General features: G+C 59.4%; 24 protein-coding genes and 1 pseudogene. 16 read left to right on the top strand and 9 right to left on the bottom strand.

The genetic code is table 11. From position 1 onward, the window contains the following. Nucleotides 1–332: 332 nt before the first annotated feature. Together hmpA and J2X71_RS36285 are read right to left on the bottom strand one after the other, a co-directional pair. The gene (gene hmpA, locus J2X71_RS36290) at nucleotides 333–1,547 is read right to left on the bottom strand and encodes an NO-inducible flavohemoprotein (RefSeq protein WP_310390190.1); all 1,215 of its coding nucleotides are present in this window, start codon (nucleotides 1,545–1,547) and stop codon (nucleotides 333–335) included. Further along, nucleotides 1,540–2,229, bottom strand: coding sequence for a DUF1971 domain-containing protein (locus J2X71_RS36285; RefSeq protein WP_310390188.1), 690 nt, complete (start codon nucleotides 2,227–2,229; stop codon nucleotides 1,540–1,542). The genes hmpA and J2X71_RS36285 overlap by 8 nt, the downstream gene beginning before the upstream one ends. A gap of 103 nt (nucleotides 2,230–2,332) precedes the next feature. On the opposite strand from J2X71_RS36285, the gene J2X71_RS36280 reads away from it, so the two are divergent. Beyond that, nucleotides 2,333–2,752, top strand: coding sequence for an Rrf2 family transcriptional regulator (locus J2X71_RS36280; protein WP_310390186.1), 420 nt, complete (start codon nucleotides 2,333–2,335; stop codon nucleotides 2,750–2,752). 29 nt (nucleotides 2,753–2,781) lie between these two features. Here J2X71_RS36280 and J2X71_RS36275 read toward each other — a convergent pair whose 3' ends face one another. Continuing rightward, entirely contained in the window at nucleotides 2,782–3,801 is a 1,020-nt protein-coding gene (locus J2X71_RS36275) for a LacI family DNA-binding transcriptional regulator (protein WP_310390185.1), read from the bottom strand. A 142-nt stretch (nucleotides 3,802–3,943) separates the two neighbouring features. Here J2X71_RS36275 and J2X71_RS36270 point away from each other — a divergent pair, with 142 nt between their 5' ends. From J2X71_RS36270 to J2X71_RS36250, 5 genes are all read left to right on the top strand, one after another. Beyond that, nucleotides 3,944–6,277, top strand: coding sequence for a family 78 glycoside hydrolase catalytic domain (locus J2X71_RS36270; protein WP_405049795.1), 2,334 nt, complete (start codon nucleotides 3,944–3,946; stop codon nucleotides 6,275–6,277). A 69-nt stretch (nucleotides 6,278–6,346) separates the two neighbouring features. Continuing rightward, nucleotides 6,347–7,627, top strand: coding sequence for an ABC transporter substrate-binding protein (locus J2X71_RS36265; RefSeq protein WP_405049794.1), 1,281 nt, complete (start codon nucleotides 6,347–6,349; stop codon nucleotides 7,625–7,627). A gap of 63 nt (nucleotides 7,628–7,690) precedes the next feature. Beyond that, a complete protein-coding gene (locus J2X71_RS36260) occupies nucleotides 7,691–8,554 on the top strand; it encodes a carbohydrate ABC transporter permease (RefSeq protein ID WP_007823368.1) in 864 nt (287 codons plus the stop codon). Next, entirely contained in the window at nucleotides 8,551–9,375 is an 825-nt protein-coding gene (locus J2X71_RS36255) for a carbohydrate ABC transporter permease (protein WP_310390181.1), read from the top strand. Before J2X71_RS36260 ends, J2X71_RS36255 begins: the two co-directional genes overlap by 4 nt. A gap of 3 nt (nucleotides 9,376–9,378) precedes the next feature. Continuing rightward, nucleotides 9,379–10,359 (top strand): ABC transporter ATP-binding protein, encoded by a 981-nt coding sequence (locus J2X71_RS36250; RefSeq protein WP_007823364.1) that lies wholly within the window; start codon nucleotides 9,379–9,381, stop codon nucleotides 10,357–10,359. Nucleotides 10,360–10,362: 3 nt separating this feature from the next. On the opposite strand, the gene J2X71_RS36245 is transcribed toward J2X71_RS36250, so the two are convergent. Further along, a complete protein-coding gene (locus J2X71_RS36245) occupies nucleotides 10,363–10,647 on the bottom strand; it encodes an acylphosphatase (RefSeq protein ID WP_310390178.1) in 285 nt (94 codons plus the stop codon). 205 nt (nucleotides 10,648–10,852) lie between these two features. Continuing rightward, entirely contained in the window at nucleotides 10,853–11,761 is a 909-nt protein-coding gene (locus J2X71_RS36240; protein WP_310390249.1) for a helix-turn-helix domain-containing protein, read from the bottom strand. Between the two features lie 90 nt (nucleotides 11,762–11,851). On the opposite strand from J2X71_RS36240, the gene J2X71_RS36235 reads away from it, so the two are divergent. From J2X71_RS36235 to J2X71_RS36205, 7 genes are all read left to right on the top strand, one after another. Beyond that, entirely contained in the window at nucleotides 11,852–13,126 is a 1,275-nt protein-coding gene (locus J2X71_RS36235; protein ID WP_310390176.1) for an ABC transporter substrate-binding protein, read from the top strand. Nucleotides 13,127–13,206: 80 nt separating this feature from the next. Further along, complete coding sequence (locus J2X71_RS36230; RefSeq protein WP_310390174.1) at nucleotides 13,207–14,067, top strand: sugar ABC transporter permease; 861 nt, start codon at nucleotides 13,207–13,209, stop codon at nucleotides 14,065–14,067. After that, nucleotides 14,064–14,900 (top strand): carbohydrate ABC transporter permease, encoded by an 837-nt coding sequence (locus J2X71_RS36225; RefSeq protein WP_310390172.1) that lies wholly within the window; start codon nucleotides 14,064–14,066, stop codon nucleotides 14,898–14,900. The genes J2X71_RS36230 and J2X71_RS36225 overlap by 4 nt, the downstream gene beginning before the upstream one ends. An 11-nt stretch (nucleotides 14,901–14,911) precedes the next feature. Further along, entirely contained in the window at nucleotides 14,912–15,994 is a 1,083-nt protein-coding gene (locus tag J2X71_RS36220; protein WP_310390170.1) for a sn-glycerol-3-phosphate ABC transporter ATP-binding protein UgpC, read from the top strand. A gap of 36 nt (nucleotides 15,995–16,030) precedes the next feature. Beyond that, a complete protein-coding gene (locus tag J2X71_RS36215; RefSeq protein WP_310390168.1) occupies nucleotides 16,031–18,034 on the top strand; it encodes an aldo/keto reductase in 2,004 nt (667 codons plus the stop codon). A gap of 170 nt (nucleotides 18,035–18,204) precedes the next feature. Continuing rightward, entirely contained in the window at nucleotides 18,205–18,423 is a 219-nt protein-coding gene (locus tag J2X71_RS36210; protein WP_310390166.1) for a hypothetical protein, read from the top strand. A gap of 66 nt (nucleotides 18,424–18,489) precedes the next feature. Further along, on the top strand, nucleotides 18,490–18,864 hold the full coding sequence (locus tag J2X71_RS36205; protein ID WP_310390164.1) for a hypothetical protein: 375 nt from the start codon (nucleotides 18,490–18,492) through the stop codon (nucleotides 18,862–18,864). Nucleotides 18,865–18,897: 33 nt separating this feature from the next. Here J2X71_RS36205 and J2X71_RS36200 read toward each other — a convergent pair. The 3 genes and pseudogenes from J2X71_RS36200 to J2X71_RS36190 all read right to left on the bottom strand — a co-directional run. Then, nucleotides 18,898–19,107, bottom strand: a pseudogene (locus J2X71_RS36200) (DUF2934 domain-containing protein); the annotation flags it as partial. 42 nt (nucleotides 19,108–19,149) lie between these two features. Beyond that, nucleotides 19,150–19,332, bottom strand: coding sequence for a hypothetical protein (locus J2X71_RS36195; RefSeq protein WP_310390161.1), 183 nt, complete (start codon nucleotides 19,330–19,332; stop codon nucleotides 19,150–19,152). A gap of 133 nt (nucleotides 19,333–19,465) precedes the next feature. Further along, nucleotides 19,466–20,236, bottom strand: coding sequence for a siderophore-interacting protein (locus J2X71_RS36190; RefSeq protein WP_310390247.1), 771 nt, complete (start codon nucleotides 20,234–20,236; stop codon nucleotides 19,466–19,468). 317 nt (nucleotides 20,237–20,553) lie between these two features. Here J2X71_RS36190 and J2X71_RS36185 point away from each other — a divergent pair, with 317 nt between their 5' ends. The 3 genes from J2X71_RS36185 (at nucleotide 20,554) to J2X71_RS36175 (ending at nucleotide 22,105) form a co-directional block, all read left to right on the top strand. After that, a complete protein-coding gene (locus tag J2X71_RS36185; RefSeq protein WP_310390159.1) occupies nucleotides 20,554–20,817 on the top strand; it encodes a DUF982 domain-containing protein in 264 nt (87 codons plus the stop codon). A gap of 94 nt (nucleotides 20,818–20,911) precedes the next feature. Further along, a complete protein-coding gene (locus J2X71_RS36180; protein WP_310390245.1) occupies nucleotides 20,912–21,841 on the top strand; it encodes a lytic transglycosylase domain-containing protein in 930 nt (309 codons plus the stop codon). A 96-nt stretch (nucleotides 21,842–21,937) separates the two neighbouring features. After that, on the top strand, nucleotides 21,938–22,105 hold the full coding sequence (locus J2X71_RS36175) for a hypothetical protein (RefSeq protein WP_310390157.1): 168 nt from the start codon (nucleotides 21,938–21,940) through the stop codon (nucleotides 22,103–22,105). Between the two features lie 30 nt (nucleotides 22,106–22,135). Here the strand turns inward: J2X71_RS36175 and J2X71_RS36170 are convergent. Then, the coding region (locus J2X71_RS36170) for a siderophore-interacting protein (protein WP_310390154.1) at nucleotides 22,136–22,767 on the bottom strand (632 nt) is incomplete at its 5' end.

The following is a 22,767-nucleotide window of genomic DNA, read 5'->3' as shown; positions in this document are numbered from 1 at the left end:
TCTTCTACTGGGTTCGTGTCCAGCCGATGCATTCTTGCGGAACTGGATGCGAGAAGGGGCACGAGCGTTTCGAATTGGGCATCTTCATTGCTTTTGAGCGGGAGTTTACATTCAAACGTGGATTGTTCGAAATGGCGGATAGTGGTCAATAGCGGCCGCAAAATGAACGGACGATTAATCGAACCGTTGGCCGGGTAAAATGAACCCCTATCGCCATGCCGCCGCGTCCATCACCGCCTCCGAAAAATGCAATCGACCAGGCGGAGCCACGGTGGCTTCGCCTGGTCGAATATCTGTTCGTGCTGTGGATTTAGGCTGGCAGCCGGACGCTTCTAGGCCGCCAGCGATTCATCGGCCGGGCCGAAGAACTCATAGTGGATGCGATCGCTGGAAACGCCAAGCGCCCGCAGGTTACTGACCATCGATCGCAAGAAGGGCTTTGGACCGCAAATGTAGAAGTTTGCCGTATCGATCGGCGTATTTGCTTCCAGCCATCCTCTGGTGATGAAACCATCCTCGTCGTGAGAAAAACCGGCAACATCCCTGGCTGCGGGCTCGCTGTAGAAGGTGCTGACCGATACCCTACCGTGCCGCTGGGCAAGCGAGCGGACATGCTTGTCCATCGCATGCGTCGAGCTGTTCATGGCTCCGTGAACGAAATGGGCATCGACGTCAGGATAATCGCCAGCAATCGCTTCCAGCATGCTGACCATCGGCGTGAGGCCTACGCCGCCTGACAACAGGACCATTTCGCTGGTCGGCTCCTCAGGCAGGTAGAAGTCTCCGGCAGGCGGCGTGACCTTCAACACCGTGCCGACCGCGACGTGATCGTGCAGATAGCGCGAGGCGCCCTTGCCGTTCTCCTCCCGCTTGACCGAGATGCGATAGAAGCCCTGGTTCGGGCCGGACGAGATCGAATAATTCCGCTTCATCCGGTTGCCATCGGGCAGGCTGAGATCGAAAGTCAGATACTGGCCGGCACGATGAAGCGCGACGCCTTGCCCGTCGACCGGACGCAGGACAAACGATGTCACCACATCGCTTTCCTTGATTTTTTCGGCAACCCTGAATTCGCGCCAGCCGTTCCAGCCCCCTGCCCGCTTTTCAAGCTCGGCTCGTATCTGCTCCTCTCTTTCGATCAGGGTGTCAGCAAGGAACCAGTAGGCTTCTCCCCAGGCATTGATCAGCTCCTCAGACACCGCCTCACCCAATACCTCGCGGATTGCTGCCAGCAGTGATTTGGCGACGTAGGGATAATGTTCGGAGAGGATATGAAAACCGATGTGCTTATGCGCGATCCTTTCGATGACGGGTAAAAGAGGCGCGAGGTTATCGATGTTCTGCGCATAGCCGACGATTGCCGCCGCCAGCGCGTGAACTTGAGAGCCATTTTCGCCGTGGTTCGCCTGATTGAAGAGCGCCTTGATGTGCTCGTCCTTGAAGAGCAGCCCGTACATCGTCTTCGTTATGTCGCTCGCATGGGCGGCAACCGCCGGAGCACTCTGCTTCACCAGTTCGATGGTGCGTGCCGAAAGTGGATTAGGCATGTTCTTTCCTTTCAATGCTATCAATATGGAGAGGGTCCCGATCGAAGAATTCGATCTGAAATCGAACAGGGCCGTGGAGCTCCAGGTGATGCTCCACCTCCGGCAGGACCCGGCCGATGTGATCGGGGCTTAAGGGGCTCACCGTCCGCCCTGTCACCAGGCGGATGCTGCCCGTCAGAACGCGGATGAGTGCCCAGGCGCCGGATTTGACCCGATGATTTTCGAGAAGTGCATTTGGCACAGTCGTTTCATCGAAGATCTTTGTCGTCTTGTATGGCTTCAGAGGTGGCGGTGCAGACTTTTCGGCCCGTAACTCAAGCATCTTCCCGGTCAGCGCCAGGTTCAGCCGCGAGGCAATCCGCCCCGCCTTGATCTGCATTTCCTGCGCGACCGCGAGCGGCAGCATCTCGTCTGTCGTCTCGCGCCAGATCGCAAGCCAGCGCTCAAACATGGCAGGTTCTATCTTGTCCGAATGGATCAGGTGGATCGCGACCGGATTGCCCTTGTATTTGCCAGTCGTGAGCATTAGCGAAGACCAGAATTCAGTCAGTCGCTGCAAATGCTCCGGCCAATCCGCCACGACGGTGAAAACCGGGCCAAGCATCGGATCGCGCCGGACTTTCTCATAGAACCGCTCCAACACCGGCAGAATTTGGCTCTCTTCCAACTCGGCCGCATCCATCGCGTCACTCCATAATCATGCATCTCGAATGCATGTATACGCAGCCAATAAAAGATGCTATTGAAATGCATCATTTCTTTTTGGGCGTTTTGACGCAGGTGCCATGAAGCTTACACGGTACACCGACTATGCGATCCGCGTGATGATTTACCTCGGATCACACGAGGGAGAAATCTGTTCGATCAAGGAGGTCGCTGAGGCCTATGAAATTTCCCAGAACCATCTGATGAAGGTGGTTCAGGATTTGGCAAAAGCCGGTTTCGTGGAATCGATCAGGGGTAGAAACGGCGGAATCCGGCTCGGCCGTCCGGCCGCCTCCATCAATCTTGGTCGCCTGCTCAGACATACTGAGGGCCTTGACGATATTCTCGAATGCTCTTCCTGTTCCATCAGAGCCGGCTGCGGCATGCCGCCCATCCTGCGAGAGGCGACGGCCGCTTTTGTCGGCGTCTTCGATCGGTATAGCGTCGCCGACATCATAGAACGGAAAGACGTGCTGAGAACTCTCTTTGCCGCAGCATAGGCTGTAGACTGCCGAAAGGCTGTCAGCTTTCAGGTGCTTCCGCGCATCTCGACATGCGGCTCGATCAACAGATGACGAGCCTCTTCGCGGCCATCAATCCTGCCGAGCAGCGTCTCTGCCGCGGTTCTGCCGAGTGCCGCGGCGTTCTGGTCCACGCTGGTCAGGCCGACGAGCGGAATGGCCGCCATCGGCGAATTGTCGTAGCCGATGATGGCGAGGTCCTCCGGAACCCGGATGCCGCTCATACGCGCCGCATTGATGAGGGGCACGGCATCGAGATCGGACCAGACGAAGACCGCACGGGGGCGGTCCTCTAAGGCCAGGAAATCATTGATTGCCACCCGACGGTCAGCGCCTACCAACGGCAGGCGGATGATGCGGCCCTCCAGCCCCTCCGCCTTCATGCCATCCAGATAACCCTTCTCGCGCTGAAGAGCGACGATGGTCGGCGGCGAGTCGCCGAGGTCGTAGCCGAGCATTGCGATGTCTCGATAACCCCGCTGTAAGGCGGCTTGGACTGCCAGATAGGCGCCTCTGTGGTCATCGGAATTGACCGTGTCGTAGGTCTGGGCATGCGGCTCATGATGGGCAATCACCACAATCGGGATTTGCCGCGCATAGAGCTCAAGGATTTTGCCCGATATTCGCGGAGCGATGATCAACACGCCATCCATGCGGTTATCGATCATCGATTCGATCATCGATGCCTCGATCGGACTTGTAGAGCGGCCGATCCCGATCAGCGCCTTGAAGCCGCTCTCGGACAAGGTCGCATTGGCCTCCTCGATAACACCCGCCAGGAATGGGTTCGACAATTCGATGACCAGCATACCCACCGTTTGCGTGCGGCCGCGCATAGCCCGCGCCGCGACAGAGGGCCGGTAATTCAGCTTTTCAATCGAGGTCTCGACCTTTGTCCGCAAGATGTCGCTGACGCCGTAAGCGTTGCGAAGGACCTTCGATACCGCAGCAACGGAGACACCGGCATCTTGTGCCACATCGCGGATCGTTATCCGGTCCCTTGTCGCGTTAACGGTCTGATTTTTCATTCCAAATTGCCTCACTCTCAAGTGTTGGGAAATTATAGGCACAAAACCTCTTGCGCGGCAATTGATAATGTAGAATGATATACATAGAACGATACACACTGAGCGACCGCTTGAGGAGATTGGCGGTTGAGGGAGGCTCTAAATGAAGACTGTTTCGGCCCACGGCATCGCCGGAGAAGACGGCCTCGCCGGTTCTGCTTTCCAGTTTACAGCGTCGATGATCGGCCCCTCCTGTGACGGCGGCCAGGCAACCGCAGGCACTTTCGTGTCGCGCGAATTCGCGCTCGATGCCATCCCCGCCGAGGCGACACTGCGCATCTCGGCACTCGGCCTCTACCGCGCCTTCATCAACGGCAACCGCGTCGGCACCGACCTCCTGACGCCCGGCTGGACCTGCTACGACGACCGGATCGCCTATCAGGCCTATGATGTGGCGAAGCTCTTGCAGCCCGGCAACAACCGTATCGAAATCTGGCTCGGCGACGGCTGGTATCGCAGCCAGCTGATGTGGGCTTCCAATCCAATCATCAATTGCTGGGGCGACCGGACGGCGGCAATCGCAGAATTGCGCGCCGGCGGTGAAACGCTTCTGAAGACGGATGACAGCTGGAAGAGCGGCTTCACCCCCGTTGTTCGCAACGGGATCTATTATGGCGAGGATTACGACGCTCGCATCCGTCCACAGGATAGTCACGGCGTCGATGTCCTCTCCTTCGACAAGGCTTTGCTCGTTCCGCATGAGACCGGCGCAGTCAAGGAACTGGCCAAGCTCTCTCCCATTGATCGCTGGACGGAGGCCGATGGCCGGGTTGTCTATGATTTCGGACAGAATGCCGGAGCCTATATCCGCCTGCGCCTTAAGGGTGCAGCCGGAGCACAGGTGCGCGTCGAACATTCCGAAGTGCTCGGCCCTGACCGCTTCTTCGACAACCGCAATTATCGCAGCGCGCGTGCGGAGCTGATCTATACGCTCTCTGGACAAGCCGAAGAGGAATACGCGCCTCTCTTCACCTTCATGGGCTTCCGCTATGCGCGCATCACCCTGACAGGCCAGGCCGAGCTGATCGCTATTACTATGGTGCCGATTACCTCGGTGCCAGCAAGTGCCGGCGGCTTCACGTCAGGTGTTGCGGCCGTCAACCGGCTCGTCGACAATACCATTTGGTCGCAGCGCTCCAACTTCATCGAAGTGCCGACGGATTGTCCGCAGCGCGATGAACGCCTCGGCTGGACCGGCGATGCCCAGGTCTTTGCCGGCACGGCCTGCTGGCTTGCCGACAGCCAGTCCTTCCTCAGGAAGTATCTTCGTGATGTGATCCACGACCAGCGTGCCGATGGCGCAGTCCCGCATTTTTCACCTGATCCGACGCGGCTTCACCCGGTCGACGGGCGCGGCGATTGGGCAGGATCAACCGGCTGGGGTGATGCGATCACCATCATTCCCTGGCAGCTTTACCTGCATTACGGCGACAGCGCCGTATTGGAAGAATGCTTCCCTGCAATGCTTCGCTGGCTCGATTACCTCTGGGGTATCTCGGATGGACCGATTATCCGTCCGCCGGCAGTCTGGGGCGCGCATGGCTTCACTTTTGGCGACTGGTTGCAGCCGGTCGGAGACAACCGGAAGCCGCGCCCGACCGTGGCAGACGATTGCGCAGCGACCCTTTATCATTTCATTTCCACCCAGCTGACGGCAAAGATCGCGCGCATTCTGGGTGAGACTGTCGAAGCAGCAAGGCTCGACAAGCGTGCTGATGAAATCGAGGCCGCGTTCAAGCACGAATTCTTTTCGCCCTCCGGCCGCATTGCCCATAACGACCAGACGTCCTGGTCTTTGGCGTTTCTCTATGGCCTCGTGCCGCCGGAATATGAACCGGCTGCTCGTGACTATTTCCGCCGGGTGGCGGAAGAAACAGACGGCGTTATCGGCACAGGTTTCATCGGCACCCCTGCCCTGCTGCCGGCGCTGACCCGGCTCGGCATGCTGGACCTTGCCGAGAAGATGTTCCTAAACCGGAAGGTTCCGGGATGGCTGTATCAAGTCGAGCGCGGCGCGACATCGATCTGGGAGCGATGGGATGCGCTCGCCGAGGACGGCACGATCTATGATCCCGACATGAACAGCTACAACCACTATGCCTATGGCGCGGTATGCCAGTGGCTCTTCGAAGATGTCGCCGGCATCAAGCCGCTGGAAGACAAGCCAGGCTTCGAGGAAGTCGCCTTCGATCCCGCCATCCTGCCCGCCCTCTCGCCGGTTGCGGCCTGGCATGACACCCGCTTTGGCCGTATCGAAGCTGGCTGGACACTGGAGGGGGGGACCGTCACGTGCCGCTTGGTGCTGCCGCAGGGCGTGACTGCGCGGCTGCAAGGCAGGGGCCACCGCAAGTCACTGAAGGCAAATGGCACCCTGATCGAGCAAGGTGAGGAGACCAAGCTCGGTGCGGGAGAACATACGATTACGTTTTCTATCTGATGCGGTTGCTCGCGGGTTTTCGATCCGCGGGCAAGCAGCCCAACGCATTCCGGTCTTCAAGAGGAGGAAATGACTATGCGAATGACGAAGTGCAGCATCCTTGCAGCCAGTATCATGGCTCTTGCCGCTGGAGTGGCGCATGCAGATGCGACCCTCAGCGTCCTGATTGACACCAATCCCGAGACGATTGCCTCGTTCGATGCCGTTTCCAAAGCCTATATGGAAAAGCATCCCGACGTCACATTTGATGTCGAGCAGCGTGCCGGAGGCTCGGAGGGCGATAACATCATCAAGACCCGGCTCGCCACCGGCGAAATGGCCGATATTTTCCTGTATAACGGCGGCTCCCTCTTCCAGGCTTTGAAGCCGCAGGAAACGATCGCAGATCTTTCCGATCTTCCGTCGGAAGCCGGGATTCTCGACAGCTTCAAGAAGGTCGTCACCAGCCCGGACGGCCATGTCCGCGGCCTTCCTTTTGGTCCCGCCATGGGCGGCGGCATCTTCTACAACAGAAAGATCTACGCCGATCTCGGGCTGACCCCGCCGAAGACATGGGCGGAGTTCATGAGCAACAACGAGAAGATCAAGGCGGCCGGCAAGGTTGCCGTGGCGCAGACCTATGGCACGACCTGGACCTCGCAGCTCTTCGTGCTTGCCGACTTCTATAACGTCCAGACCGAGGTCCCGAATTTCGCAGCCGACTATACCGCCAACAAGATCAAATATGCCAATACGCCAGCTGCCCTGCGCGGCTTCGAACATCTTGAGGAGGTCGCGAAAGGCGGTTTCCTCAACGCGGACTTCGGCGCGGCAACCTTTGACGACGGCATGCGGATGGTGGCCACAGGCGAAGCCGCGCACTATCCAAACCTCACCTTCGGTATCGGCAACATCCAGCAGAATTTCCCTGACAACCTGAAGGATCTGGGCTTCTTCGCTCAGCCTGGAACGGACGCTGCCAAGAACGGCCTGACCGTCTGGATGCCTTCCGCGCTCTATGCTTCCGCAAAGTCCGAAAACCTGGAAGAGGCCAAGAAATTTCTTGATTTCGTCGGCTCCAAGGAGGCGTGCGACCTGATGGCCAAGGCTGTTCCGTCGGGTCCCTACCTCGTCAAGGGATGCGAACTTCCCAAGGACATTCCGCCGGTCGTTTCCGACATGCTGCCCTATTTCGATACCGAGGGACGCAACGGTCCGGCGCTCGAATTCCTCTCGCCCGTCAAGGGACCGGCGCTTGAGCAGATCACGGTCGAGGTCGGAACCGGCATACGCTCCGCCAAGGATGCGGCAGCCCTCTACGACCAGGATGTCGAGAAGCAGGCCAAGCAGCTCGGCCTGCCGAACTGGTAACCTTCCAGCCGATCCCTCACTCACCTCTTTGAGCCTGGGTGGGGGACGCTTCACGGTGTCCGTATGATAAAACGCAAGTCACCCTATCCCTACTGGTTCGTCCTGCCGGCGGCGGTGATATTCACCGTCCTCTTTCTGGCTCCGACGGTCGCCTCCTTCTGGTTCAGCCTCACGCGCTGGGACCTGTTCACCACGCAGTTCATCGGCCTGGAAAACTACCGGCAATTCTTCCGCGAACCCTTTCTGATCCAGGGCCTGGTCAACACGGTCATCTATGCGGTGCTGACCTCAGGCACGAAAACCGTTCTCGGTCTCCTGCTCGCGGTGCTGTTGACCTCCGGCCTCTGGGGACAAGGCCTGCTGCGCACCGTGATCTTCTTTCCGGTTCTGGTATCGACGATCGGCGTCGGTATCACTTTCTCGGTGCTCATGCATCCGACACGCGGGCTGATCAATGTGGCGCTCGCCGCCATTGGCATCCACGGCCCTGGCTGGCTGACCGATCCGGCTCTTGCGCTCTACTCCATCGTCTTCGTCGACCTGTGGAAGGGCATCGGGCTTGCGACCGTGATCTATATCGCCGGGCTCGCATCGATCAGCCCCGACTATTATGAGGCCGCCCGCATCGATGGCGCGACCCGCACCCAGATGTTCTTCCGCGTGACTGTCCCATTGGTCAAGCCCGCGACGGTGACGGTCGTGACGCTCTCGTTGATCGGTGGCCTCAGAAGCTTCGACTTGATCTGGGCAATGACACGCGGCGGCCCCGGTTTTTCCTCGGATGTGCTCGCAAGCGTCATCTACAAGCAGTACCAGGCGGGCTTCTACGGCCTTTCGACGGCTGGGAATGTCATCCTCTTCCTGCTCATCGGCCTCATTGTCCTGCCGCTGACGGCCTGGTTCAATCGCAAGGAGGTGGATCTATGAGCCGCCGCCAGCTCTATACCGGGATTGCGGCATTGGCTGCGTGCGGCGTGATCTTCGTGCTGCCTTTCATCTTCATTTTCATCACGGCCGCCAAGACGAAACAGGATGCGGCAACGCTGAGATTCAGCTGGCCGGTCGAGTGGCAGCTTTGGCAGAATTTCATGGAGGTCGTGCAGACCCGCAACTACATGCTGCTGCTGGCCTACTTCAACTCGACCGTCATCACGGTGGCCGCCGTCACCCTGCTGGTGCTATTCGGTGCCATGGTCGGCTACGTTCTGCAGCGCCGCCCCTCACGCTGGAATACTATCATTTATGGCTGCGTGCTCGCCGGCTTGATGATCCCGCCGGCCATTGTTCCGACCATTTGGGTGCTGCAACTCCTCGGCCTTTTCAAGACCTTGTCCGGCATGGTGCTGATCCAGGTCGCCTATGGCCTCGGCTTCACGGTTCTCCTGTTTCGCAGCTTCATCGCAACGATCCCACGGGATCTCGACGAAGCTGCTATCATCGACGGGGCCAAGCCATTCCAGATCTTCTTTCGCGTCATCCTGCCGCTCTTAAAGCCGGTCACGGTTACTGTTATCGTCGTCCAGTCGATCGCCATCTTCAACGATTTCACCAACCCGCTCTACTACCTGCCGGGCCGGGAAAACGTGACGGTGCAGCTGACGCTCTATAATTTTCAGGGCCAGTTCCAGACCCAGTTCAACCTGCTGTTCATGAACATCCTTCTGGTGACTATTCCGCCCCTGATCGTCTTCATCTTCTTCAACCGGCAGATCGTGGCAGGCATGACCGCCGGTGCAGTCAAGGGATAAGCCATGACATCAGTTGTTCTCGAAAGTGTCCGCAAGAGCTTCGGCAGCCTGGAGGTCATGAAGGGCGTCGATCTCACTGTAGAGCCGGGCGAATTCTGCGTCTTCGTAGGCCCGTCCGGCTGCGGGAAATCGACCCTGTTGCGCATCATCTCGGGGCTGGAAACACAGACCTCGGGCAAGGTCTTCATCGACAGCAAGGACGTGACCTATGCCGAGCCATCCGAGCGCGGGATCGCCATGGTGTTTCAGTCCTATGCGCTCTATCCGCATCTGACCGTCGCAGAAAACATCGGCTTCGGCCTGTCGCTCGCCAGGCGACCCAAGGCGGAAATCGCCGAAAGGGTGAAACAGACCGCCGATATCCTGCAGCTGTCGCACCTGCTCGATCGCAAGCCGAAGGCACTGTCGGGCGGGCAGCGGCAGCGCGTGGCGATCGGGCGGGCGATTATCCGCAATCCAAAAGTCTTCCTGTTTGATGAGCCGCTGTCAAATCTCGACGCGTCGCTGCGCTCGCAGATGCGCATCGAACTGACCGAACTTCATGCCAAGCTCGGCGCCACCATGATCTACGTCACCCACGATCAGGTCGAGGCGATGACGATGGCCGACAAGATCGTTGTTCTGAATGGCGGACAGATCGAGCAGGTCGGAACGCCGATGACGCTCTACAACAATCCGGCCAGCCCCTTCGTGGCCGGCTTTATCGGCTCGCCGAAGATGAACCTGTTCGAGGGAGAGATCGCCGCACAGGAGGGATGCCGGACCTACGGTATCCGGCCCGAACATATCACACTCTCGCCGACGGAAGGCAAATGGCAGGGCAAGGTGCGCCATATCGAGCGGCTCGGCGCAGATACTGTCGTCTACCTCGATGTGCCGGAATTGCAGACACTTGTCGTGCGTACGGATGGCGACCGGCCGGTGACAACCGGTGAAACGCAGTTTGCCTCACCGCTCGCCGGGAAAGAACACAGGTTCTCCTGATCTCTATCGTACGATGCGGAAGTCGCTCGGTATCTCATCGAGATTTGCCGGCTCCGCTTTCACGTCTGCCACGGAGGAGCCGGCGGGACCGCTCCAGAAACGCTCGAGCATGGAGCCGGTGGCGCCTTGAGAACCGACGATCAAAGCGCTGACCGAGCCGTCGGCCTCGTTCCTCACCCAGCCCGTCAGGCCGAGTTGGAGGGCCTGGCCGCGAGTCCAGGCGCGATAGCCGACGCCTTGCACCCCGCCGGTGATGTACACACGAAAAGCATCCTGGGTCGCGGTCATCTGGGTTCCTCTCCGACATGATGTCGCTCCCGGCGCTCTTTGCAAGGGCCATGTTTCCGTCGGCGGAAGATGCACCCCGTTCAACACGTCTTCTTGCGGGGCAGATCTTGACGATCGGCAGTCGACCTAGCGCCCGGGCGCGACTGGACCGACCCTATCCATGCCCGCGATCGAGATCGGTCTTCGAAGGCAAACTCAGGGCGTCTCAACCAGCAGCCGAGATAGCGCCGATCATCGAACGCATGTCCCGCCGAAAATCAGATGGAGACATGCCGGCAATATTGCGGAAGGACTTGTTGAAGGCGCTGATCGAGCCGAAACCGCTATCCATCGCGATCTGGAGAACGTTCGCGCCTTCGCCCATCAGTTGCGCCTGGGCATGCGAAAGGCGCAGCAAATTAACGTATTTGCTGATCGTCATGCCTGTCGTCTTCTTGAACAGGTTCATCGCATATTTCGGATGAAGATCGACCGTGCGAGCAATTTCGACCGTATCGATGTCCTGCAGGAAATTGCTCGCTATGAAATCGCACATACGCGCGACGCTGCGGGAAAGATGCGAATTGGGCTGCTCAAGCTCGTCTGTGCTGGTGCCTGGAACCATCAGATATGATTCCAGGGCAATCCGCTCGATGCGCAGAAGCAATTCATCGACGGCGTGCTGCGTCTTCCTGACATCATTGGATCTCGCATAGTCATACCAGCGCGGGAAATTTGCCTCATCCGCCGCATCGGTCGCCGATGTCAGCAGGATTTCCCCCTTCATCAGACGGGTACCTATGGTCGGAGGCAGGCGCAGCCTGAAGAAATAGACGAGTGGCAGATGCGCGCCCGCATAAAGGGAATCATCTGAGGACTCATCCATCTGATGCGGCTGCCCGCCCCAGAAAAGGCACATCTGGCCGGCTTTGAGCGTGATGTCATGGTCGCTCATGCGATAATGGACGCTGCCGCGCATGATGTAATTGACCTCGACCTGGGCATGCCAATGCGGCATCGCCATGACAGGCGGATGAGCATAAAACATCTGCAGCGCCATCGGCATGCCTTCAATCGTGCTGGCACCAGGCTGGTAAACAGGTTTGCCAACGACCTTACTTTCCGCCAATTCTATATTCCCTTTTTATGAGACAGCCGCTCCCGCCGCGCTAGATTAGCCACGTTCGCTCAGCGACGGCAAGGCAATTGAAAAGGGAGGATTTTCATGCGCTCTAAACTCATCACTGCAACGACAGCGCTTGTGCTGCTTGCATCCGGATCTGCTTATGCGCAGTCCGCTACACTTACCATCTGGAGCTGGAATGTCGCAGCTTCCGCTCTCAAATCGACGGTCGAAGGCTTCAACAAGCAGTTTCCCGACATCAAGGTCGATGTCCAGGATCTCGGCAACCAGCAGGTCTTCGACAAGACGCTTGCCGCCTGCGCGGCCGGCGGCGACGGCCTTCCCGATATCGTCACGATAGAGAATTTCGAGGCGGAAATCTTCTGGAGCCGCTTCCCGGATTGCTTCGCTAATCTGAAGGACCTCGGTTACAACGCCGACATGCAGGCGAAATTCCCCGAGTTCAAGCGTACAGAGCTTGAAATCGGTGATGTCGCCTATGCCATGCCGTGGGATTCCGGTCCAGTCACCGTCTTCTATCGTCGCGACTATTACGAAAAGGCCGGTGTCGATCCGAAGTCGATCGCAACCTGGGACGATTTCATTGCCGCCGGCAAGAAGGTCTCGGCAGCCAATCCCGGCGTCGTCATGGGCCAGGGCGATTTCAACGGCGACAGCGAATGGTTCCGCATGCTCGCCAACGAACAGGGCTGCGGTTATTTCTCGACCGACGGCCAATCGATCACCATCAATAAGCCCGCTTGCGTGCAGACGCTGGAAAAAGTCAAGGCGATGAAGGATGCCGGCACGCTGACGGCGGCGAACTGGGATGAGAAGATCTCCTCCAACACCGCCGGCAAAGTGGCAAGCCAGGTCTTCGGCGGCTGGTACGAAGGCACGATCCGTTCCGGCTCTCCCGATCTGTCAGGTAAGTGGGGCGTTTACGCCATGCCGGGCATGACCGCAGACAGCCCCCATGCTGCCAACCTCGGCGGCTCCTCGCTCGCCATCAATGCCAACTCGCAGAACAAGGAAGCAGCCTTCAAATATCTGACCTATGCGCTCACCACCAATGAGGGCCAGGTCACCATGCTGAAGTCGTTCGGTCTCGTGCCGTCGCTGCTGTCGGCCGTTCAGGATCCCTTCGTCAACGAGCCGCAGCCCTATTGGGGCGGCCAGAAGATCTGGGCCGACATCCTGGCTACCCTGCCGAAGATCGTGCCGAGCCGCGGTACGGCCTTCCAGACGGATGCAGATGCCATCTACAAGACGACGCAGACGAAGTATTTCGCCGGCGGTTATCCCGATGCGAAGGCTGCCCTCGACGATGCCGCCAAGCAGATTGCATCGGCGACCGGTCTTCCGATCGCACAATGAATGGCAAGCCGGGCGCCGAAGCGCCCGGCCTCGCCTGCCGCGGGAGGCGGTCGGCACATTCGTTTCGGTAAGGAGGATTCATGCCGATCAGAAACCGCAGCGCCTATGCGTTCCTCGCGCCCTATCTTCTGGTCTTTGCCGCCTTCTGGGTCTGGCCGATCATCAATTCGTTCCTGATCTCGTTCCAGAACACGCGCATCAATCCGTGGAAATTCAGCCTTCAGGCCAATTGGGGGCGCCTCTTCGCCGACCCGGCCTTCTACAACGCCGTCTATAACACGCTCATCATCCTGGTCATCCAGGTGCCTGTCATGATCGCCCTTGCGACCATCATGGCCGTGCTGCTCAATTCGCCGCTTCTGAAAGCACGCGTCCTGTTTCGTTTCGCATTTTTCGCGCCAGTCGTGGTTGGCGAGGTCGCCTATGCGGCTGTCTTCCGGCTGATGTTCAATCTCGATTTCGGCATCATCAACAAGCTGATCGGCGCAGCAGGCCTCACCCCGGTTTCCTGGTTCGACAACGCCAATGCCGCCATGGTCGTCATTATCATTGCCGTCACCTGGCGATGGGCGGGCTACAATGCCATCATCATCCTGGCCGGCCTGCAATCGATCCCGGAAGATGTCTACGAGGCGGCTACGCTCGACCGCGTCAGCAAGCTGCAACAGTTCTTCCACATCACCCTGCCGCTTCTGAAGCCGATCATTCTTTTCTGCGTGGTTCTGTCCGTCATCGGTACGATGCAGCTCTTCGCCGAACCTTTCCTCATTACCAACAGAGGCGGACCTGGCGGTGGCACGGAGACACTTGGTCTGCTGCTCTATCGCCAAGGCTTTACATCGCTGAACTTCGGTTATGCCTCGGCGATCGCCTATACGATGGCAGCGCTCGCAGTCGCGATCTCGTTGCTCAACCTTTGGGTTGGGAGGGAGCCGAAATGAGATCCAAGTCACAATCCCTTCTCATCCGCCAGATCGCCCTGCACGCTTTCCTGCTGCCGCTCGCGATCATCTGGCTCTTTCCGCTCTGGATGATGTTCGTTTTCTCGACCATGCCTGACTACGGCATCTTCAGCCCGCAGATCGTGCTCTGGCCCTCGACCAATTTCGTCGCAAACTTCCAGAACCTGCAGGCAGACACGAATTTCATCGGCGCAATGGTGATCTCCATCGTTGTTGCCACCGTCTATACCGTGCTTTCCGTGCTCCTGACATCCATGGCGGGCTGGGCGCTCGCCCGCTACCGCTTCGTCGGCCGTTCGCTGGTCATCGCCATCATCCTCGGCACGATCACCCTGCCCTATTTCGTGGTCGTCATTCCGCAATTCATCATGGTGGCGCGCGAATTCAAGCTCGCCAATACCTGGATCGCCCTCATCGTGCCGCCGCTCTTCAACTCGCTCGGCGTGCTCTTCATGCGGCAGTCCTTCTCCATGATGCCGAATGATCTCTTCGACGCAGCCCGCGTCGAGGGCGTCAAGGAATGGCAGATCTTCCTGCGCATTGCGCTACCGCTTGCCCGGCCGACCATGGCCGCACTGGCGATCATCCTCTTCCTCGCCTCCTGGAACAATTATCTCTGGCCGCTGCTGATCAATTCGAAGCCCGGCATGATGACGGCTCCGGTGGCGCTCGGCGTGCTGATCGGCCTCACCAAGGTTTCCTGGGGCGGCATCATGGCGGGTGCGGTACTTTTGACGGCGCCGATCCTCGTCGTCTTCGTGGCTCTGCAGCGTCACTTCATCGCCGGCATTGCGGCCGGCGCAATCAAATAATCGAGGGGCCTATGGCAGAGCTTTCACTCAACAATATCGTCAAGCGCTACGGCGCGCTTGAAATCATTCATGGTGCCGATCTGGACGTGAAGGACGGCGAGTTCGTCGTTTTCGTCGGCCCCTCCGGCTGCGGCAAGTCCACGCTGCTGCGCATGATCGCCGGCCTTGAGGATATCACCGGCGGTGAGCTGAAGATCGGCGGCCGCCTCGTCAATGATGTCGAGCCGGCCGACCGTGGTATTGCCATGGTTTTCCAATCCTACGCGCTCTACCCGCACCTGACTGTCGAGGAGAACCTGAGCTTCGGCCTGCGCATGAATGGCAACCCGAAGGACGATACCGAACGGCGCGTGCGCCATGTCGCGGAGATCTTGCAGATCACGGAATTGATGAAGCGCCGGCCAAAGCAGCTTTCCGGCGGCCAGCGCCAGCGCGTCGCAATCGGCCGCGCCATCGTGCGCGAACCGCAGGTCTTCCTGTTCGACGAGCCACTGTCGAACCTCGATGCGGAACTGCGCGTGCAGATGCGCGTCGAGATCTCCAGGCTGCACAAGCAGCTCGGCACGACGATGATTTATGTGACACACGACCAGACGGAGGCGATGACACTTGCCGACAAGATTGTCGTTCTGCGCGCCGGCAATATCGAACAGATCGGCGCGCCGCTCGATCTCTATGACGATCCGGCCAACCAGTTCGTCGCAGGCTTTGTCGGTTCGCCGAAAATGAACTTCCTCAAGGCCGAGGTGGCCGAGGTACAGGCGGGCAAGGCGACAGTCGCGCTCGCGAACGACAGAACGGTGCGCCTCGCGGTACCATTGCACGACCCCATCACATCGGGCACGCCCGTCACGCTCGGCATCCGGCCAGAGCATTTCGGCGAGGCGGGTCAGGGCGAAGCGGATCTGACGGTTGCCGTCGATGTCGCCGAGCACCTCGGCAATACCAGTTACATCTACGCAAACTTTGGCGGTGAGCAGCTCATCATCGAACAGCCAGAATCTCGCAGCCTCGGCAAAACCGAGCGGCTGATGGTGTCGCTGTCCGCCGCCCGCACCTTCCTGTTCGATGCGGCCGGCAAGCGGCTCCGATAACGCAATCCCAAGACCGAAAGACGAAAGAGGATAGTCATGACTTCAGATAATCCGATCCGCTGGGGCATTATCGGCCCCGGCACCATCGCCCGCACCTTTGCCGATGGCGTCGCGCATTCGCGCACCGGCAAGCTGGTGGCGATCGCCACCCGTAATCCAGACAAGCCAGGCCTTGCCGATGGCTTTCCGGGTGCGCGTATCGTCAATGGTTATGAGGCGCTGTTGGCCGACAAGGAGGTCGACGCGATCTATATCGCCACGCCCCATACCGGGCATGCCGAATGGGCCATCAAGGCAATCCGCGCCGGCAAACATGTGCTCGTCGAAAAGCCGATCGCTCTCTCGGCCTATGATGCCGAGGCGATCTATTACGAGGCGAAGAAGGCTGGCGTTTTTGCTGGGGAAGCCTTCATGTATCGTGTGCATCCGCAGACCGAAAAGCTGGTCGAGCTGATCAAGAGCGGCACGATCGGCGAAATCCGCATCATCCGCTCCAGCTTCGGCTTCAGCATGGGCAGCTACAAGCCGGAACACCGCCTGTTTGCCAATGAAACGGCTGGCGGCGGCATTCTCGATGTCGGCGGCTATCCCGTTTCCATGGCCCGGCTGATCGCGGGTGCAGCGGCCGGCAAGCCGTTCCTGGACCCGGAAAAGGTCTCTGGTGTGGCCCATCTCGGCCAGTCCGGCGTCGATGAATGGGCGTCTGCCGTGCTCAAATTCCCGAACGACATCATCGCCGAAGTTTCGTGCTCGATCATGGCGCAGCAGGACAATGTGCTGCGCATCATCGGGTCTGCAGGCCGCATCGAAGTCAAGGATTTCTGGTTTGCCTCCGGCCACAAGGGCGGCGTCGGCAAGATCGAGATCTTCAGGAACGACGAGCAGGAGACGATCGAAGTCAAGGAAGATCGCTGGCTCTACTCGTTCGAAGCGGACGCTGCCGGTGACGCAATCCGCGCCGGCGAACAGGAATTCCGCTCACCGGGCATGAGCTGGGCGGATTCGATTAACAATCTCAAGGTGCTCGACCAGTGGCGCGCTTCGGTTGGTCTCGAATATAGCGTCGAGAAAGCAGCCAAGCGTACCCTGAACATTGCCGGCGGTGCTGTCCGGCGCGGCAACTCGATTCCGCAGCGCCAGATCCCCGGCATTTCCAAGCCGGCCTCGGTCGTCACCCTCGGCTTCGAATTCTTCCCGAGTTTCGCTGCCGCCTCGCTGACGCTCGACACCTTCTATGAAGCCGGAGGCAATGTCTTCGACACGGCCTTCGTCTATGGCGGTGGCAAGACGGAGAGCATCTTCGGCGATTGGCACACGAGCCGCCAGGTTCCACGCGAGGAGATCGTGCTGATCGGCAAGGGTGCCCACTCGCCGCTCTGCTATCCCGATGTCATCAGCAAACAGCTCGATCAGTCTCTCAACCGCCTGAAGACCGACTATGTCGATATCTACTTCATGCATCGCGACAATACCGACGTGCCGGTCGGCGAATTCGTCGATGCCATGGATGCCGAGGTCAAGCGCGGCCGCATCCGGGACATCTTCGGCGGCTCGAACTGGACGCGTGAGCGTTTCGACGAGGCGATCGCCTATGCGAAGAAGAACGGGAAGCAAGCGCCTGCCGCCCTTTCCAATAACTTCTCGCTCGCCGAAATGCTCGATCCGATCTGGGCCGGCTGCGTTGCCGCGTCGAACGATGAGTGGAAAAAGTGGCTGAACGAAAAGCAGATCCCGAACTTCGCCTGGTCGAGTCAGGGCCGCGGCTTCTTCACCGACCGCGCCGGCCGCGACAAACGGGACGACGAGGAAATCGTCCGTTGCTGGTATTCGGATCGCAATTTTGGGCGACGTGACCGGGCAATCGAACTCGCCAAACAACGTGGCCGGCATCCGATTCATATCGCGCTCGCCTATGTCATTGCCCAGCCGTTCCCGGTCATTCCGCTGATCGGACCGCGCACGATCGCCGAGCTGGAAGACAGCCTTTCGGCACTGAACATCACGCTGACGCCCGAACAGGTGAGGTGGCTGGAGGGCTGATTGCCTCGTCCAGAGAGCACGTGACGACAAGCGGCAGGCCTTAACGCCTGCCGCTTTTCTGTTGCGCGACGGCGCAGCCGCCAATGACAACTAATCGATCGGTGTTGCATTCTCGCCATTGCCCTCAACCATAGGTCATCTAGTGTAGGGCCGCACCAGGGAGCATGGCGATGACGCGAACGGTTTGGCCGAAGGAAGCGCTGACGTCGGAGACGATGAATTTTCTCGACGGCATTCACCAGGAATGGTGCTCGGCCGCGCGTTGCAGCCGTAGCGGCAATCTCGGAATGACAAAGGCGAGAGCGCTGGTCGACTGGTTCGAATTCGGGGTGCGGGATCGCGACGAATTGCTCGGCCTGCTGTCGGAAGATTTTTCCGACGCCGCCTGAGGCGCCCCACTTGTTTTTGCCGTATTGGCGCTACCTCACTCTGAACGATACCATGAGGAGACGCCTTTGCGTAAACATCTAGTATTATTTGGCATTATCCTGTTTCCAACGGCAGCTTTCGCGCAATCCCAGGATCTGGAGGCGACATGCCAATCAGTCGCCAAGGGCTTCTTAATGAGTGACCAGCTTTCGATCGGCACGGTTCAATCCTTCCCGGAACTCAAGCCACCGGGCGTTCGCATGACCTATTCGACGCGATCGGGAACCGCACCGGGTGAGATGACCGATACGTTCGAATGCGAATTCGACAAGGTCGACAAGCCGCATCATCTTGCGCGGTTCTGCGTGTCGAATACCTGTTATTCACCAGGTGAAGATGATGCCGATCGAAAACGCCGCTTCGAGGAAGCTCGAATTCTCCTGGAGCGAACCGAGAAATAATCTACCTATGCGCGACTAGTGTCGCGTGTGAATGTCTCCGCTCTCGCCGGCACCCTGCAGCAGAGCCGCATCGTCGCGATCGTCTTCATCGATCAATTCCTGCATCGTCTCGTGTTCGTCATCCTCGCTGAACTCGTCGGATGCTTGCAGCCAGTGCCGAAGCGCCGATCCGTCCGGGCGGCCCTCTTGCTCCCAGATCTCGTAGGCGCGCTGCCGAATTGCCTCTTCCTTGTCCCTGGCCATCCTGCTACATCCAATCGTCCCGAATCCGCCGGCGTTTTCTCGTCAGTGGGCGACGCCGGTGATCGGATCGACGATCGGCCGTTCGCTTTCATCCCAGGCGCCCGACGGCTGGACAGTCGGGGGAGCAATAGACTCCTTGTCCGCACGATCTGGCGCTTCGGCAATCGGTCCGACATCTCTGGGACGGCGTTGTTCGGCTTTGGCGTTGGTATCCTTCGTGCCCATGACGCATCTCCTTTTCTAGGAAACACCGGCATTCGTTCGAGGTTCCGCCACAGAGTTCAAATGAGAGCCTTGCCAAATCGCTCCAGCCGACTGGCAGGAGCGATTTGGCGGAGCAGAGGAATTTTCTCGGCTATCAGAACTTCTCGGTCGTATCGGCCTTGCCCTTGACCCAGTAACCCGAGGCCTTGATCCAGCTCAACGGATAGCCGCGTTCTTCGACGAGATAGGCACGGATTGCCCGCACCACCGACGCCTCGGCTGCAATCCAGACGAAGGTCTGGGGAACGATGTCGATCCCTGCCAAGGCAGCAATCAGCTGTTCGGCATTCGTCGCATCGGAGAGGGGACGGTAAACCCAACGCGTTGTGAGCGCTGCAGCTGTCTCGAAGGATTGCTCTTCTTCCGGGCCTGCGACTGCGGCGATTGCCACAATGGTCGTATCGGCCCCGCTCTCCTCGATGCGCCGCCCGATGGCGGGCAAAGCCGTCTCATCGCCGACCAAAAGCCATCTCTTCACGCTGCCGGCAACCACGGCTGAGCCGCGCGGGCCACCGATCTCAAGAGATGTGCCGGGCTGGGCGTCGATTGCCCATTGCGTGACCGGACCGGCCTCGTGCAGGGCGAAGTCGATCGTCAGGCTGCGGGCAGCATTATCATAGCGGCGCGGCGTGTAGTCCCGACGCTCCTCGGCGCCATCGGCGCCGGGCACGATGATCTTGATGTGATCGTCATGTGCAAGGCTGGTGAAATCTGCGAGATCTTCGCTCATCAGCACGATGCGCCGCATGCCGGGCGTGATATCGGCCACGCTTTCTACCGTCAGCAAACGGCGGCGCAATTCATGGCGGACCCGTTCGATAGCAGGTGCAGGGAACTGGGGATGTGTGGATTGCTTGTTATCCATCATGTCCTTCCGGGGCCTCGGGAAACGATCCGCAGGACACAGTCGCGCAGATCGAAGCCGCAGGGCCGTTCGATCATACGCGTTGAGTGACGTTAACGCTTACGTGGCGGAGCGTCTCCGGCCAATGACGATCCTTCTTTAGCCAGGGCCGGAACGAGACGCAATAAAAACTTGAGTTTTCGCCTCCATTTTAGAGCATTAACCGAACCTCAAAATCAGCCCGCAACGCTCAAGTTGTCGGATGCATGATTTTCACACGCGAGCGGTATGGTTCTTGCAGCGTTACCAATATCCTTACGTTGGGGAGACCAAGTGTAATGGAATGGAACACATACGAGCGCTTTCCCCCTCTGGTGCTGATGCTGGGTGGCCGGGAAAAATACAGGGTTCTCAGAACGTTGAGAGACGCCGCTGAGGTTTTGATAACGGACTGGCCGTCAGAAGACGGCGAGGAATATGTCGTGGCCGTCAAGGCCTGCGTCGATGCGATCAGCGGACACATCGATGTTGGCGAACTGCAGGACGCCATTCGCCGTGCGGCAGCTGAAGCCGGCATTGCGATCTTGACCGTTGTGCACTGAAGCCAGTCGCCCGCGGCCAGGGCCGCGGGACTGACGAAGGAAGCTTGCCGTCTTGCCTGAAAACCGCGACGATGTCGTCAGGCAAGGTTTGGCGATGATGAGATGCGGCATAGGCTTAATAGCTGCGGCGCTGGTTTCCGCAGCGTGGATTATCGTGGCGATGACGACCAGCGCTGCCGAGCCATCCGCTCCTGAAGCGGCGTGCCTCTACCAAGGGGACGCTGGTGACGGGCAAACGCTCTGCATTCGAAAAGATCACTTCAATGCCGATCTCTGCGCGGTCATGGACCGTTTCGCAGCGATCCATAACATTCCACCTGCCTTCTTCGCCCGCCTGATCTGGCGCGAAAGCCTGTTCCGTCCGGAAGCGGTCAGCCCGAAGGGCGCGGAGGGCATTGCCCAATTCATGCCGGGCACTGCCCGGCTGAGGGCATTGGAAAACAGCTTCGATGTCGTCCAGGCGCTCAAAGCGTCGTCGAGTTACCTCGACGAACTCAGGCTTCGTTTCGGCAATCTCGGACTTGCCGCCGCTGCCTATAATGCCGGTGAATCCGGCCTCAGCCGGTTTCTCTCCTCAGACCGCCTGCCGATCGAGACCCGCGACTATGTGTTCGCGATTACCGGGCAGACCGTCGAGACCTGGCGGGATAGCCCTCCGGAAACCGCTGCGCCGGAGCTGCGGGACGGCATGCCGTTCCGTGACGCATGTGTGGCGCTTGCCGAGACCCGACAAATGAATGAACCGGTCCTGACCGGATCGGCCGACTGGGTGCCGTGGGGCGTACAGCTTGCCGCCCACTACAATCCGTCCGTGGCCGACCGGCTCTTTACCATATCGCTCACAAAGCTTCCCGAACCGCTGAACGCCGAGCGCGCCCTGATCGTGCGTCAGAGGGGCGGAAACTTCGGCTATCGCCCGCGCTATGCCGCCAGAATCGGCCGGGAGACCCGCGCCGAAGCGACCAAGCTCTGCAGCACGATCCGCGCTGCCGGTGTTGCCTGCACGGTCTTCCGGAATCGCTGATCCGAAGCGCATCGCGGTTCGCCCTATCCGAGAGTTTAGTGCCGAAGTGCCGCCGGGCTTGCTACGTTCGCCAAGCCAAGCATCAAGGGTATTGAAATGATCGAAGTTGCCGAAGCCACCAACAAGCCTAACGAGACGGACACCTTCGAACAGGAGCAGGACGACTTTCTCGAGGAGTCGCTTGAGGAAACATTTCCGGCAAGCGATCCGATCGCGCCCGGCCGCCCGTCGCGGAAGCCGTCAAAGGATAGCCCTTCCACCTGACGGATCGTGATCGATGCCCGTCAGACCAGTCTAGTCCGGTTCACGCTCCCAATACCAGGCGACATACATGTTCTTCCTGTCGTGCCGACGCACCTTCAGGAAAGTCCGCATGGCGCGTACATCCTCCTTTTCGCAGGCAAACCAGACGAAGGTTTCGCCCTCGGTAGCGGCAACCGCCTGTTTGGCTTCTTCCAGCAGAACGCCCTTGGCGCCATTGGCGTAATGCCTTCGATGCAGCCAGCGCACATCGAGTGAACTGGCTGATGACAGTGGCTGCTCTTCCGTGTCGTCGGCGACCTCGATGATTGCCTGCAGCCGCGTCCCTGCAGGCATTTCCTCGGCGATGCGGGCAATGGCAGGAAGCGCGCTTTCATCGCCGGCGAGCAGGATGGACTGCGCCGCCGGAAGGTTGCCGCCGCCGGGACCGTGGAGCGCAACCCGCTGGCCGGGCTCGGCATCGCGGGCGAAATCGGCACCGGGCGTTTTGACGCCTGATGCCGGGTGCTGCAGGAAGTCGATCCACAGTTCACGCTTTTCGACGTCGACGGTACGGATCGTGTAGACGCGCACTAGACCGTATGTTCGTTGGTGAGGGCCGCCCACCCACGCTGTAGATTGTGTGGGCTCTGGAATTGGCCAGGGCGACCTACCGACCAGCGAGG

Source organism: Rhizobium sp. 1399 (assembly GCF_031455475.1).
Taxonomy (GTDB): Bacteria; Pseudomonadota; Alphaproteobacteria; order Rhizobiales; family Rhizobiaceae; genus Rhizobium.
Note: the sequence above shows the minus strand (reverse complement) of the source record. Positions and strands in the feature narration are given on the sequence as shown.